We start from the raw sequence: 15,493 nt of genomic DNA, 5'->3' as shown, positions 1-15,493 counted from the left end.
TTCGGCTTCGGGAAAGGAGTGGCGCAAGATGGAGAAAGCGCTTCATTATCGGGGAGAACCGTTGACGATCATACTGGAGGATGTACTGGAGCATCCCTTCTTCCTATGGCCCCGCACGCTGATCAGCTATCGCTTGAGCAGCGATGTCGAGCTTGCCCCCGGCAGTATGACGCTATTGGAAGCTACTGAAGCAGGAGTCGTGAAGGTAGACTTCCAGCTTGTCCCGGCGGGAGAAAGGGAGAGCGTCCCAGACTATTGGCTGCGCTTCTTCACCGATCTCCCTTCTGGCGGCTGCCGTGTGTATACGCTGTCCGCCTCCGCGGAGCCTCCCGGCGACGCTCGGGCAGCGGGAGAAACCGGAGAAGGACGGATTCGGGTCAAACGTCAGCAAGGAGAGCGGATATTCGACAACGGCTGTATGCAGGTGGGGATTCCGGAGCGCTGGTTCGCGCCGGGCGGCGCGGAGGCGGAGGAAGGTCCAGGGTACTTATACCGGCTGGGACGCAGCGGAGGCTGGCTGGGGGAGGTGCGCCCTCATGGCTTCCGCGCCCCGCGGGTGTGTGCGGAGGTAATAGAGGAAGGTCCTCTGGCCGTCGAGCTGCATATGACTTGCCGAGGGGAAGAGGGATGCTACCAGGTTCGTCTCCGTCTCATTCAAGGCATGGTTTTCCTGGAGCTGGACGAGCGGATGAGCGGCTTCGATGAGGCGACGGATGCTTGGCTGGAGACGGTATGGAGCGGCTTTCATCCTACCCATCGCTATGCGCCCAACCGTCCATTTCACGCGCGGGAAGAAGAAGCCGGCTTCGGCCGCTATCCCTTCGAGGAGATCGGCAGAAGGGTAACGGATACGCATATGGAGCTGAAGGTACAGCCGGAAGGGGGGACCGAGCTGCCGTTCTGCCTGCTGCCTTACGAGCCGTGGCCGGCATTCCAGCGGCAGAACATGGCTTCATTCTGGGACGAGCAAGGCATGGACAGCATCGGCATTTTCATTCGCAGGCCGGAAAACTGGGATGATGGCGCCTACAGCATTTGGAGCTCAAGCCGCCGCCTTGCCGTAAGCTACCATTGGCAGGACGGACGATTGACGTGGAAGCATCCGCTTCGCCAAGGAACGAGAAGCATCGCCGTCTGCTGCTATGATCATCGTCTGGACATCGGGGAAGTCGAGCGGCTCGAGCGGCTCTGGCGGGAGGCTGCCAGTCAGGGACGCAGCTGCCCGCGAGGACCGGCCTCTTATACGCTATGGCTGCAGCAGTGGTACGATCTGCTCAGCCTGGACAAGGTCAAGGACTGGACGCTCGACTATCCGGAGAACGCCGGACATCCCGGTCCCGTCTTTACTGCGGGCAAGCTGGCCAATGTTGAGGCGTTGGAGAAGATGCTGGCCGCTAGCGAACTGGTCAACGGGCTGGCCTTGTACGGCCCTTGTCAGGATGCGGGCTTCTCCCCGGTGCCCAGCCGGGCGATTTACGGGGAATGGATAGACGCCTACGATCGCCTTCGCGCGACCTTTTCCCCGAAGCAGCGGCGGCGAATTACCGGCATGTACTTGTTGATGGGCTATTTGCACGCTTCCGAGGATTACATGCCCATGCGCCATATGCTTGCCGGACATCCGAACTTTCTCGCGGATGTCAAAGGGGTACCGGCGCTCATGGCGGTGCTGTTCCCCGAGCATCCGTGCGCTTCGGCCTGGACGGAGCTGTTCGAACGGTCGCTGGAGCTGAACTTGCGCTATCACGTGAGAGCGGATCGGCCGGAAGTAGAGGCGGTCGGCGGGCGATGGACCGAAAACATCGGCTGTTACTTGTGGGCCTTTCTAAAGCCGGTGCTTAGAACCGCCTATCTGCTCCGGTACCATTATGACGGAGGTGCCCGCCTTCATCGTCCGGAGCTGGCTCGCCTCGCACGCTGGATTCTGAATAGCCTGACGAGCCCCTGGTCTCCCGATGGGAGCGGGCAAGCGGTCTCGCCGACGCGCAGACGCCGGATGCTGCTTCCCCAAGGCGCTCATGCCAGACGCAAGCTGCCGCCATGGAGCTTCCGGCAATTGGCCCACGAACTGATCGATTACGATCGCGAGACCTCCGAGGCGATCCTGTCGGTAACGGAGCCGGACGATCCCGATTTCGAAGCCGTCTCCTTCTCCGCTTGGGACATCATGCGCGGACGTTATCCCGACAGCCGGGGCAAGCCGCCGAGCTTGCACAGCGTCAAGCATACGGGATACGGGCTGGCGTTGAGAAGCGGCGTCGGCCTTCCGGAGGAGGCTTTCGTTATGCTGCAGCAATTGGATCGCGGCCACAATTACCGCTGGGGCGTCAGCGGACAAGGCGGCTGCGGCGTGCTTTACTACTATGCCGCAGGCCGTGCCTACAGCCATAACGGGCATGAAGATGTCGGCGACGACCGGCTGGCCGATACCGACCTGTGCACCAGCTTCGGCGTGTTTAAGCAGGGGGCGTACCGGTCCATCGGTCCCCATGCCCTTCATCGGCCGCTGCTCGCTTTGGGCACGGTTCAATTCGGCGAGCTGACCCCGGAGCCGCATACTGGGACGACGGCAGGAGGAGCTGCGGTGAGCCCTTGGCCGGACTATGTCAGCCGCAGCGTGATGATGGTCGGCACGGATTACATCGTGCTGAGCGACTTCGTATTCAACGAGTCGGTCTATCGCCGGTTCTCCTGGTTTGTTCACCGGGACGAACCGTTCCCTCACATTCACCGCATCCTTGGCGGCGTGGCGAAGCGGACGGAGCTTGTCACGGAGGCGACGCGCGGCATCTGGCTCGATGGGGCGGGCGATTTCATCGTGCTGGTCGCGCCAAGGGAGGCACTGGCGCCCGAGCCGACGGATTATGGCTGCCGGCTGTCCGCTCCGGGCTGGACCGATTTGGTGTTCCGCAGACAGCATCCGTTTCGCTGGGAGGGCGAGGGAGCCGGGTTTGCGGGGACGGCAGGCTGGATTCGCAAGGAAGAGGAGCGGATCAGGGTAGCCTTGATCCGCGGCAGCGAGATTCGCTGCGGCGAGCTGCAGCTTCGCTGGCCGGAGGGAGGGGACAGCGCCGTAGAGCTTACCTTGGAGGCGGACGGCGCTTGGCAGGCGGTTTGCCGCACCGACGGCGCCCGGGAGCTCGAGCTTCGCTTCCCGCCGTCGGATCCTTCCATATTTTGTACGCGCCGTCTGTATATGGACGGATCCCCTTGTCCGAACGAGCGGGTCCGGCCCATTCCGGAAGGACTCATCCTCAGGTTTCCGCAGCAAGGCGTGTACCGGCTTGCTTTCGGATAAGCATCGAGCGGTCCGCTTGAAAGGGGGGATGCCGGCTTTATCGCGCAGAAAGGTCCTCGGCCTTGACGGAGGTTGCGCCTCTCCCTCGAGGAAGGCAGCCGTCGCAGGGCTAGTGCTCGTCGCAAGCAATAGCTCAATGACGAAGGGAGAATAAGCATGATAAGGAAGAGGAAATCATGGATTTCGGCAGTGCACTTGCTGACAGCCGCTCTGCTGCTGGCCGTACCGCTCGGACCGGGCCGCGCCTCAGCGAACGGCTCCGCTCCGGCGCAGCTGCTGCCTACGGACGATGCTTTCGTCCGCTACGGCTCGTTTTCGACTCAAAATTACGGCTCCAGCACCCAGCTTGTCGTCAAAAACAACGAGCCCGAACTGACGCGCCAGTCGTTCCTGAAGTTTGACCTCGGCTCGTATTCGGGGGACATCGCCTCGGCCAAGCTGAGGATTTTCGGACACCTCGTCGGCACCGGAGCCGAAGCGTTGTGGATTTACGGCTTGGAGGACAACAGCTGGAATGAAAGCGCGGTGACATGGGCTACTAAGCCGGCTGCGGTGCACGTCCTGGCGGACATTCAGGTGGATAGCGCGTGGCGGTGGCATGAGATCGATATTACGAGCTTCGTCAAGGCTCGCGCCGCCGCCGACGGCAAGGCCGGCATCGCCCTGATCCAGCCGGGGGCGAAAGGAACGACGCTCGAATTCAACAGCAAGGAAAACGCAATCAACAAGCCTGTCCTCGTCTTGTCCGGCACCCGCTCGGTACCGGCTTCTCCCTTTTGGCCGGCCGGAGCGGACATTACCGTGTCCGAGCCGGATGAAAGCACCATGCGGCTGAGTTGGCCTTCCGCTCAGCCGAACCAGGACGTAGCGAAATACCGCATTTACCGCGACGGTACGGCGATCGCCGACATCGATGCCAGCGCCGGGCCTACGTATGTGGCGACTTCGCTCCAGCCTGGGAAAACGTATACGTTCCGCGTGGAGGTGGCCGGCTCTAACGGCCAGTGGAGCACGGACGGTCCGTTCCGGACGTTCGGTTTCGTCGGGACGGCGCTCCGTCAGACGAAGCTGGGCAATATTTTCGTCGCGGGCGAGCCGATCTCCTTCGGGGTAACGACGCCGAAAAGCAGCGTCTCCTGGGCCGTGTACGACTACCGGGGCAATGCGGTGTCCCAGGGCAGCGAGCCGATCTCCGGAGGGCAAGCTACGATAACTGTACCCTATACCGGCTACGGTTACTTTACGCTGAAAGCCCAGGCCGAGCAGCCGGGTAAGACACCCGTTCCACTCTTAACGCCGTTCGCGGTATTGGAGCCCTTCGATCTGTCTCAGGTCGGAGACGAGTCGCCCTTCGGCATCGTGACGCATATGACCAGATCGCACGAAGGTTGGGGTACCCATCTGATGGACACGCTCACTCTTCTGGGCACCAAATATATCCGGGACGGCCTCGAGTGGGCTTCGGTCGAGAAGCAGAAGGGTGTGTACAGCTTCTCCTCCAACTACGATCGACTGATCAACGTGATTCATGACGCCCATATCAACATGCTTCTTGTAACCGGTTACAACAATCCGTTTTACGATAACAATGCGACGCCCTACTCCGATGAGGGCCGGCAAGGATTTGCCAACTACGTGAAAGCGTATATGGAACGGTATCCGCACATCATCCGTTGGGTGGAAGTCTACAATGAATTCAATATCGGCTTCGGCAACCGGGGCAATGGGCCTGCCCAATCCAAGCCGGAGTATTATTATCCGCTTCTGAAGAAAGTGTACGAGACCGTCAAGTCGGTCGATCCGACTGTGACGGTGATGGGGCCGACCCCGTCCGAGGTGAACCTCCGATGGCTGGAGCAAGTGTTTCAGTTGGGCGGGCTCCCCTACATGGATAAATTCTCGATCCATCCTTACCGGTACCCGGATTCGCCCGAGGTTACCAATCAGCAGCTATTTGCTCTCCACAACCTGATTCGCCAGTACAACAACGGGCAGACGAAGCCGATCTGGACGACCGAGGCGGGCTGGCCGACCCATGTCGGAGATAAAGGGACTCCTGAGGACAGGCAGGCCGAATATTTGGTACGACTGATTGCGCTCAGCCTCGCTAACGGTGTCGAGAAGTTCTGGTGGTACGATCTGATGGACGACGGCATGGATGAAACGTATCACGAGCACCGGTTCGGTTTGATCCGCAACGTGAACGATCCGCTCGGCGCCTACACCCCGAAACCGATCTATGCGGCTTACGGCGCCATGACCCGCCTGCTGAACGGGTATACGTATGCGGATACCGATACGGTCAGCTCGTCGGTGTACAGCGTGAAATTTTCCAAAGGGCAGCAAGATCGCCGCGTACTCTGGTCCAGCGGTGAAACCACGGTGACGATCCAGACGTATGAGCCGCTTGTCGTGCACGATTTGATGGGCAACGCCCAAACCTACTCTCCGGTTCAGGGCCGGGTCGTTCTGACCGCGACGGAATCTCCGCAATATGTAGACGGGACTGTCACGGCTATTACGTACGGCTCGGCGTATTCGGCGGAAGTCGGCTCCGTATTTGCGGGGGACCCGATTGAGGTTACACTTCGCCACGACAATACGACCCAAACCGAAGCCGTTTCCACCGAATTCGAGATCATGGGGCAGACGTTTACGCTAAACGCGCCTGCCGGCCAGGCGGCGACCCGGCAGGTTCTGCTGCCGGCCCTCAACGAGGCGGGCAAGAAGACGCTGGATATCCGGGTACGGGTCAACGGTCAGCTGGCCGGCCAGTTGTCGGCGCTTCTGAACATTCGTTATCCGCTTACGCTGGGGGTGCAGCACAAGTGGGCGGACGGTATTCATACATTGGGCGTGACCGCCTCCAATTTGTCGAGCAGGGCCGTAACCGTATCCGGTCTTCAGTGGAAGGTCGGCGATCAAGGCCAGACGATCGTCCCGTCCTCTCCGATCGCGGGGGGAGGCCGCTACACGGCGGACATTCCGCTCTCAAACCCTCAAGGCTTGGCGGAGCTGCCCGTAAACTTAACCGCTTCTGTGCAGCAGCTGCCCCCGCTGCAGTATAACGGTAAGGTCATGATGGTAGACGGCAATGCGGCGCGAGCTATTCCTTTCCTTAGTCCGGCGATCGACGGCGATCTGACCGACTGGGCGGGTGTAGCGCCGATCCGGCTGCCTCAGGACGGCACGATCAAGATTACCGGGTATGGCGGTCCCGAGGACCTGAGCGGCGATGTCAAGATCGCTTGGGATTCGCAAAATCTGTACGTATCCGCACAAATGACGGACGATGTGTTTTTCCAGAACGAGGAGGGGGTCAACGCTTGGAAGGGGGACAGTCTGCAGTTCGGTCTTGTCGGCGGAGCTCCCGGTGAAGCCATCAAATTCTACGAGCTGATGATTTCCCTTACCCCCTCTGGCAAGCAGACGTATCGCATGAGTAATCCGCTGGGCTCGCCGCCGACCCGGATCGACAATGCTCAGCTGCAAATCGTCCGCGATGAGACGAAAAAAACGACGATATACGAATTGGCGCTTCCATGGAGCAATATTCCGGACATCCGGCCCGACCAAGGGCTGTACGGCTTATCCGTGCTCGTGAACGATAACGACGGAGGCGGCCGCCGCGGATGGCTGGAGTGGGGCTCGGGCATCGGCTCCGGCAAAAATCCGGCTCTGTTCAAGCTGGTTCGCTTTGTTCCGTAACGGGCGATAGTCGCGGCGGGGCTTATCCGTCCATTGGCGACGCGTGGGCTTCGCTTGGAATTCAATTTCGCATGACAGGACCTCCTTTTCCGTTCACCACGGAATGGGAGGTCTTTTCGTATTCGATATTATATACAAAGGAATTTTATAACGATTTGTTGAATGTTACGCTGTAAGAGTTCGAAAGCTTTAGGAGGCGGTACATTCATGAGCGACATAAGACGTTATCTCGACGGTCAATTGCAGGAAATGCTGAACACGCTGCGCGAGCTGGTCGAGCTGGAATCGCCGAGCCGAGACAAGCGGCTGACCGATCGGCTGGGGGCGCATCTGGCGGAGCTTTTCGAGAAGCTGACGGGCGGCACCGCATTGGTGATCGATAATGAGCCGTTCGGCAACCATATACGAGGCGAATGGGGAGAGGGGCCGGAGCAAATTCTCCTGCTCGCTCATCTGGATACGATATGGCAGGAAGGAGACCTGGCCGATATGCCATTCCGGATCGAGGAGGATCGCGTATACGGTCCGGGCGTGTTCGATATGAAAGGCGGAATCGTACAAGGGCTTTACGCGCTCCGCGCTCTGCGGGAGCTGGACAAGCCGCTTGCAGCTAAAGTCGTCTTCCTGTGCACGTCCGATGAGGAGATCGGGAGCTTGTCGTCGAGGCCGCTGATTGAAGAGGAAGCGAGGAAAAGCCGGTATGTCCTGGTTTTGGAGCCCGCTATGGGACCGCAGGGCGCGCTGAAAACCTCGCGCAAAGGGATGGGGCTCTTCCATCTGGAAGTGCAGGGCGTCTCTTCCCATGCCGGCGTCGATCATCGGAACGGGAGAAGCGCCATCGAGGAGCTTGCCCACCAGATTATCGCCCTGCACAGCATGACGGATTACGAACAGGGCACGACCGTGAACGTCGGCATCATCTCCGGCGGGACGGCGTCCAATGTCGTGGCTGACAAGGCGGAGGCGGAGATCGATCTGCGCATTGCCTCCCGGAGCGAGGCGGATCAGGTCGTTCCGCTGATCAAGGCGCTCGTGCCGCAGACCGAAGGGACTACGGTGAAGGTTGAGGGCGGCATTAACCGTTATCCGCTGGAACGAACCGCCCGCGTGGCGGAAATGTTCGAAATCGCTCGCAGCATCGCAAAGGAAGAGCTTGGCCTGGATTTGTCCGAAGCCGGGACGGGAGGCGGCAGCGACGGGAACTTTACGGCTCCGCTGGCTCCGACGCTGGACGGGCTTGGGGCGGTCGGCGATGGGGCGCATGCGAAGCACGAGCACCTGATCCTCTCTCAGATGCCCGTACGCAGCGCCTTGCTGGCTCATTTGCTCGCCAAGCTCGATGAGCGGATAGCAGGCCGCACCGTCCCGGAATGAGTGGATGCAAGCGGGTGGCGGGTTCAGCTTGAAATGACGGCTCTAGCGGCATGGACGGCGGCTTTTCTGGGACGGCGCCGGTGAATTTAAATAGATATGGACGCAAGGACAGCAAATGAGCTGTCCTTTTGACATTGTGCGCCGTTTTTTGATCGCTTGCAGTTCGCATTCGCTTGTTAAAGCGGTTCAGGCTGGGAAGCCGATTTCGATCCTTTCGAAAGCTTTGAGGGGAAGAATGAAATAGCCGCGTAGTATAGGGTGAAAAGACGGCATGCGAAGTGCGGGAGGCGCTTATGGACACGGAAGAAGCTGAATTGGAATTGGTTAAACGGTTGCGGAAACATGAGGCAGCTGCCCTGGAGTCGGTCATGGACCTTCATGCCGATGCCGTATACGGGCTTGTTTCCAGAATATTGCGTTCGGTTTGGCTGAAGGAAGACATAGAAGAATGCGTCAGCGACGTGTTTATGGCCTGCTGGAACAAAATCGGCGACTATGATCCCGGCCGAGGAACGTTAAGAACATGGCTGCTTCTTATAGCCAAATTCAAGGCGCTCGATTACCGGCGGAAAATGTCCGGCAAAACGGAGTTTGATGCGTTCCCGGACGATTCTCCCGGCGCGGAATTGACGGAACGAACGGTGCTGGCGAAAGAAGAACGGGAAGAAATGATGCGGATCGTCAATGCGTTTTCCCCGCTGGACAGAGTTATTTTCTACAAAAGGTATTTTTATTACGAGTCGTTCCAAACCATTGCGAACAGTGTCGGGTTAACCCCTAAGGCGGTGGAATGCAGACTGAGCCGGGCAAGAAAATTACTAAAACAGCGGTTGTATTGCGACATTCGGGAGGGGCTATCTTGAAAAAGCGAGAAGAAGAAATGAGCATGTACGCCCGGCTCGACCAGCTGGATTGGCGGCAGGCCGAGCAAGCGGCGCTGCAGGTGGATTTTTCCGCAGCGGCTTCCGCGGAGCCTGAAGCGATTGCTCGCATAAAAGCAAATACGTTTTCCCGTCTCGGCCTCGTGGCGCCGCAGACCGACAGCGCAGCGGGTCCGGTTCGTAAACGGTGGCGATCCTTGCTTGGGCTCCCCGTTAGAAACAGAGCTTCCGCCAAACGGGTAGCTGCACTGGCGATTCCCCTGCTGTCCGCCGTACTGCTGACGCTGTCTGCCGCCGCTTCGCCCGAAGTGCGGGCCCAGCTTCGGAAGGCGCTGCAATTCGTGCCCGGCTTCGCAGTCGTGCAAGAGACGGGCGACGATCCCGTGCGCTACGTTCTTCCCGGATCGGTCGTGCAATCGGCAGACGGGCTAAGCATAGAAGTTAGGGGAATTTCGATCGGCGACAAGCGATCGAGCCTCGTAGCAGCCGGGATCGGGGGTATCGACTGGTCGTCCGTTGAGCTGATTAATAACGCTAAAGGTCGTTATCCGTTCGAAATCGACAGCATGGCGCAAACCGACCATCATTGGACGGCGACCTTTTCTTACGACGGCCGGGTGACGATAACCGATGGAATGGAGGTGCTGTTCAACGGCTCCGGCAAGCGCATACCGGTCCGTCTTGCAGAAGCCGCTCAGGCGGAGAAGGTCGAGGATCTTGGACAGACGATCGTAAGCGGCGGAGTCCCCTTGACGGCGGTTGTCTCTCCAGTTGACGGAATCGGCGGCATGAAGCTGACCTTGATTCCTCAGCTTCCGCCCGGGGTGCAATACGAGGGGAACGGTGCGGTTCCGTTTTATCGCGAGAGGTACAGTCTGGACAAGCCGAAGGCGACGACGCACTCCGGGAAGGAAGTGGCCGTCTCGACGGATGCCGCCTTTGCCAATTCAAATGAAATGACGATTCAAGGAGCGCAGGAGGAGAAAGGGTATAAGGTCATTATTCCGTCCCTAGTGGTTGCCAGGGATCCGGCACAATCCTCAGACCCGTATCGCATTCCGGTGCCGGCGGAAGGCGTTCAGGAACTGAACAAACCGATTTCCATATCGGGCTTCGCGGTCGATTTGGTCAAGGTGGAACGCATGAACCATTTTCCCGGTTTCGGGGGCGAAGGGGATGCGCTGCGCATTTATCTCCAACCGCGCGATGAGGCGGGAGCTTCGCAATCGATATTGGATTTTGACCTGAACATGAATGGAAATGGCGGAGCCTGGGCGTTCGGGCATAACTCGTTGACGGGAGCCATGGAATACTTGGACATCCCGGTATATCCAGGAGATCAAGAAATTCTTCTGTCTCCAGGCAGAGCGCATGTGCTCCTGAAAGGTCCGTGGGGATTCGATCTGAAGTAAATCTGCCCGGTTTCCGCTTTAACGGTTCCCGTCAGCCTGTGAGCGTGCCGATGACGACGACAGCGTCCAACTCGTCGCAGCGGACTTCATGCGGAATAAGCCCACTGCGGGCGAAAATGTCGGCGGTTCGCGAAGCCTGCCGCTCGCTTGTTTCGACGAGCAGGCGGCCGCCCGGAGCTAGCCAGAACGGAGCTTCCTCCGCTACCCGGCGCTGGACGTCCAAACCGTCCGCGCCTCCGTCGAGCGCCACCTGCGCTTCATGGAGGCGGGCCTCAGGGGGGAGCAGGGAGATCGCTCCCGTAGGCACGTAGGGGGTATTGGCGATCAGGATATCGATGCGCCCCCGCAGCGCTGCGGGAAGCGGCTCGTATAGATCGCCTTCGTACACGCGCCCGTCCGCCGCCGCGACGTTGCGGCTGGCGCACCGAACCGCCGCTGGATCGATGTCTACGCCGTACAGCTCGACCGGTTTCAGCGCGGCGGCGACTACGGCGCCCAACGCGCCTGAGCCGCAGCACAGGTCCACCACTACGGCGCTCGGCCGGGCGAAGGCGGCTGCCTGCCGGGCGAGAAACTCGGTGCGTCGGCGGGGGACGAAGACGCCCGGGTCCACCGCTATCCGCAGACCGCAAAATACCGTCCAGCCGATGACATGCTCCAACGGCAGTCCGGACGCCCGGCGATCTGCCATCGCATAAAGCTCCTCGGGCGTCTCCGCCGCGGCGATGAGCAGTTCTGCTTCCTCCTCGGCGAATACGCACCCGGCGTTCCGCAGCTTGGTGACGATGATGCCGTTTCTGGCTGCACCCGTCATCTCCAACCCCATACATCTCCTCTTTTCCGCAAAGTGCCGACTGTGCTTACATATTCCCATTGTATATTCGCTCGTGTTTGCCGCACAGATACAATTTGGTTATAGGAAACAGGAGCCCCGATCTTCGTTGCCGACAGATGGCGGCATAAAAGCGCGACACGGGTTCCATGAATGCGTGAAACCGCTTGTTCGTCGGCTCGGACGGGGGTGCGGGGCCGGGTGCCTTGCCGCGGACGGTTTTAAGCCTGACGGGCATTTGTGTTATGATGGAATCCATACACGAATTTCCAATAACAGGAGGCGAGGGAGTCAATGTCCCGGGCAGTTTTGATGAAACTCGTCATGTCATTTTACCGCAAACGCGCCCTGAAGCTGCTTATTCCCGTCGCGGTGCTGGGAATTGTATATTGGGAAGCCAAGCACGAGCTGAAGAATATGAATCTCGGAGAAACATTCCGCTATTTGCGGCATTTGCACGGCGGCGTCATCACGGAGCTGGCCGGGTTCGCCTTGTTATCGGTGGCGGCGATGAGCGCTTACGATTTCGTGCTTCGCCGTCATTTCCGTCTCGGACTTACGGCGTCGCAGGCGTTCCGGTTCGGCTGGATCGCCAATACGTTTAACAATGTCATGGGTTTTGCCGGGGTGACCGGCGCGGGGCTGCGCGTATTTCTGTACCGCAGCGGCGAGGTTTCGGCATCTACGGCGGCAGCGGCCATCGTGTTTTTGTCCCCGGCGATGATTACCGGGCTGTCGCTGCTCGCTTGGTCTGGCATTTTCGGGCTCCTCCCGGTGTCGGCGTTCGAGGAGGGACATCGCACGCTGCTGCTGGCCGTATGGGGGCTGGCGTTGTACCTGCCCTTCTTTGTCGCTCTGCAGCGCTCCTCCTGGGTGGCGAAGCGATTCAACCGCAACGGGGAAAGAACGCCTTGGACGACGGCCGGCGCCCTGATCGGCGCCTCCTTCCTCGAATGGTTTCTGGCCGGCGTCACATTCTGGCTGATCTGCGGCCGGCTGGTCCATAACGTTCCCTTTGCGGAAGCGCTCGGTATTTTTACCGTCGCGGCAATAGCCGGCTTGATCAGCATGGCGCCCGGCGGGATCGGCGCTTTCGACCTGACCGCGCTGCTAGGGCTGCAACTGCTTGGCGTCCAGCCGGACGAGGCGCTGGCCGTACTCGTGCTGTACAGGCTGTTTTATTATTTGCTGCCGTGGGCCGTCGGTCTTGCCCTGGCTGCCTTTGAGATCGGGCTGAACCGCAAGCGCGTGCAGCAGTGGGCGGTCCCGGCCTGGGACAACGTATGGACCGGATGGCAAAAAATATGGCGGTATCCCGGCCAGCTCGGCTTTCTGGGGGACATCGGCGCGTGGGCGCTCGGCAAGCTCGTGATGCTGAGCGGCCTGCTGCTGCTGCTTTCTGCGGCGACGCCTGGGCTTCTGCACCGGATGCGCTTTATGGAGCACGTGCTGTCGCTGCCGGTGATGAGACTGTCGCACGAGCTTTCGGCCATCGTCGGCATTATGCTGCTCGTGCTCTCGCGCGGTATCTCGCTGCGCATCCGCAGGGCGTACCGACTGGCGCTCGTGCTATTGCCGGCCGGTGCTGCGTTTACGTTCGCCAAAGGCTTCGACGTCGAAGAGGCAATCTTCGTCATTGTCGTCACGCTTCTGCTTTGGATATCCAGCGCTCGGTTTTACCGGATCAGCGCTCCGTTCTCCCTGCGAACCGCGCTGTACGTGATGGCGATTACTGCGGCGGCAGCAGCCGGCTATTACGCGCTTGGCGTTCACGCGCATAGCGGAGGGCTGCGGCATCTCCCCGAGCCGATCCGGCAGCGGCTGTTCGCCGAGCCGCACGAATTTGCCGTTACGGCAGCGGCCGGCCTGCTCGGATCGTGGGTTGTCCTACTGGCGCTGGCCGCGCTGCGCAAAGACCGCGGTGTCGCTCCGCTGCCTGACGCAGAGGAGCTGGAGCGGCTGAAGCGGTTCCTGCAAAGAGCAGGCGCACAGGGCAATTTGCTGACGCATACGTTGTTTCTGGGCGATAAAAGCTTGTATTGGGCGGCCGGCGGTGAGCTGCTGATCCCTTATGCGCGGGCCCGCAACAAGCTGGTCGTGCTCGGCGATCCGATCGGACCGCCGGAGCGCGCAGGGGAGGCGATCCGCGAATTCAAGCAGTTTGCCGACCGGTACGCGCTTCATGTGGTGTTTTACCAGGCTTCGCCGAAGCTGCTGTCGGTATACCACGAGCACGGTTACCGTTTTTTCAAGCTCGGCGAGGAAGCGTTGGTCCCGCTGAACACATTCACGCTGACGGGCAAAAGCAACGCGGCGCTGCGCAGCGTCAAAAACCGCTTCGTGCGCGACGGCTTCCGGTTCGAGGTGGTCGAGCCCCCGCACGGCGAGGCTCTAATGGCCCAACTCAAGGAGATCTCCGACCGATGGCTGGACGGTCGCAAGGAGAAAGGCTTCTCGCTCGGCTGGTTCGAGCCGCGGTATTTGCAGCTGGCTCCGATCGCCCTGCTGATCGATCCGCAAGGCGATACGATCGCCTTCGTCTCGCTGATGCCTTGCTATGACGGCGGAAACACGAACTCGATCGACCTGATGCGCCATCTGCCCGACACGCCGAACGGCACGATGGATTTCCTATTCGTCTCCCTGCTCGAATGGTCGAAGGAGCACGGCTACGGGCGGTTTAATATGGGAATGGCGCCGCTGTCCAGCGTCGGCCAAAGCGAAAGCGCCCTGCGCGAAGAGAAGGCGGCCCGGTTCGTTTACCATTACGGCGGACATTGGTACGGCTTCGAGGGGCTGCGCCGCTACAAGGACAAGTTCGATCCGCATTGGGAGCCCCGGTTCCTTGCCTATCCGGCCACCGTGCCGCTGCCGGTGCTGACCGTAGAGCTGGTCGCCTTGATCGCCCGCAAAGCCCGCGGCTCCTCTTGAGCGAAGCGGGAACCTTGCCAACCATGCCTTCCGGGCATGGTTATTTTTGCGCTGTCCGGACAAAGCGCGGCGAGCAGGGAGAATATCCGGAATTGCATGTAGCAGCCGTACCGGGTTCGGGTGTAAGATGGCACAAGAAGCCATACCCCGGAAGGACGGAGCTCCATGAAAGATGACGTTATTTCCGCCTTGCTGGAAGCCGCGGAGCTGAAAGTGCTTCAATTCAACGTGCATCGACGCCGCGAGATGAACTACCGGAACCGCGTGTTTCCGCTCTTTTATATGATGACCTATGTGAAAAACGGCTCGGCCAAGCTGAAAATTCGTGACCGCATCTACGACATTCATCCGGGAAGCGTCATTTTTATTCCGACTTTCCTGGAGCATGACCAGTATAAAGACAGCGACGAGGAAACCGAGTTTCTCTGGTGGCATTTTACGTACAAGATTCATAATCTGGTCGACGTGCTGCCGTTGCTGCAAATCCCTTACATTTATCCGTTGAAAAATCACGAAAAATTCGAGGCGGTGTTCGACGAATTCATGCGCTCCACCTCACGGGAAGGCAGCCCTTTGCCGAACGTCATTTTGCAAAAGGCGAAGTCGCTCGAGCTGCTTTATTTGCTGCTGGACAACGCTTTCGAGCACACCGACGCCGAACGGAGCACGCAGCCGCCGCACAGCTTTTTGTCCATCCTGCTGAGGATGGTTACGCATCCGGAAATGCCGCTTACGTTAAAGGAAATGGCCGCAGAGCTGCACATGAATCCGACCTATGTCAGCAACCATTTCAAGGAGCTGTTCGGCAAATCGCCGATTATGCTGCATCGGGAAATCAAAATAGCCAAGGCGAAATCGCTATTGGAAATGCGGGAATGGAATATTACCGAAATCAGCCGCATGCTCGGGTTTAACGATATCCAGACGTTTACTCGCCTGTTCAAGACCTATACGGGCATTTCCCCGGGCCAGTACAGGAGCTTGTTCGACCTGTAAAAGTGTTAAATATCAACAAAGCCATGCTCTACTTGTTCGCTGGCCGAAACCGCTACAATGC

General features: G+C 59.5%; 8 protein-coding genes. 7 read left to right on the top strand and 1 reads right to left on the bottom strand.

All coding sequences use genetic code 11. The features are described from left to right. Nucleotides 1–28: 28 nt before the first annotated feature. The 5 genes from ABD796_RS01440 (at nucleotide 29) to ABD796_RS01420 (ending at nucleotide 10,673) form a co-directional block, all read left to right on the top strand. A complete protein-coding gene (locus tag ABD796_RS01440) occupies nucleotides 29–3,298 on the top strand; it encodes a hypothetical protein (protein WP_344901733.1) in 3,270 nt (1,089 codons plus the stop codon). Between the two features lie 156 nt (nucleotides 3,299–3,454). Next, nucleotides 3,455–7,006 carry a CBM96 family carbohydrate-binding protein gene (locus ABD796_RS01435; protein WP_344901730.1) on the top strand — a complete coding sequence of 1,184 codons (3,552 nt, stop codon included), beginning with the start codon at nucleotides 3,455–3,457 and terminating at the stop codon, nucleotides 7,004–7,006. A gap of 207 nt (nucleotides 7,007–7,213) precedes the next feature. Then, nucleotides 7,214–8,380, top strand: a complete 1,167-nt coding sequence (locus ABD796_RS01430) for a M20 family metallopeptidase (RefSeq protein WP_344901727.1) — start codon at nucleotides 7,214–7,216, stop codon at nucleotides 8,378–8,380. A 293-nt stretch (nucleotides 8,381–8,673) separates the two neighbouring features. Continuing rightward, nucleotides 8,674–9,243, top strand: coding sequence for a sigma-70 family RNA polymerase sigma factor (locus ABD796_RS01425; protein ID WP_344901724.1), 570 nt, complete (start codon nucleotides 8,674–8,676; stop codon nucleotides 9,241–9,243). Then, entirely contained in the window at nucleotides 9,240–10,673 is a 1,434-nt protein-coding gene (locus tag ABD796_RS01420) for a hypothetical protein (RefSeq protein ID WP_344901721.1), read from the top strand. Before ABD796_RS01425 ends, ABD796_RS01420 begins: the two co-directional genes overlap by 4 nt. A 31-nt stretch (nucleotides 10,674–10,704) precedes the next feature. Here the strand turns inward: ABD796_RS01420 and ABD796_RS01415 are convergent, their stop codons facing one another. Beyond that, nucleotides 10,705–11,499, bottom strand: a complete 795-nt coding sequence (locus tag ABD796_RS01415) for a putative protein N(5)-glutamine methyltransferase (protein ID WP_344901718.1) — start codon at nucleotides 11,497–11,499, stop codon at nucleotides 10,705–10,707. A gap of 300 nt (nucleotides 11,500–11,799) precedes the next feature. On the opposite strand from ABD796_RS01415, the gene mprF reads away from it, so the two are divergent. Both mprF and ABD796_RS01405 read left to right on the top strand, forming a co-directional pair. After that, nucleotides 11,800–14,436 carry a bifunctional lysylphosphatidylglycerol flippase/synthetase MprF gene (gene mprF / locus ABD796_RS01410; RefSeq protein ID WP_344901714.1) on the top strand — a complete coding sequence of 879 codons (2,637 nt, stop codon included), beginning with the start codon at nucleotides 11,800–11,802 and terminating at the stop codon, nucleotides 14,434–14,436. 165 nt (nucleotides 14,437–14,601) lie between these two features. Beyond that, the gene (locus ABD796_RS01405; RefSeq protein WP_344901711.1) at nucleotides 14,602–15,432 is read left to right on the top strand and encodes a helix-turn-helix transcriptional regulator; all 831 of its coding nucleotides are present in this window, start codon (nucleotides 14,602–14,604) and stop codon (nucleotides 15,430–15,432) included. The last annotated feature ends 61 nt before the right edge of the window (nucleotides 15,433–15,493 follow it).

This window comes from Paenibacillus hodogayensis (assembly GCF_039536325.1).
GTDB lineage: Bacteria > Bacillota > Bacilli > Paenibacillales > NBRC-103111 > Paenibacillus_AB > Paenibacillus_AB hodogayensis.
The sequence above is the reverse complement of the archived record's forward strand: the minus strand, read 5'-3'. Positions and strand labels throughout refer to the sequence as shown.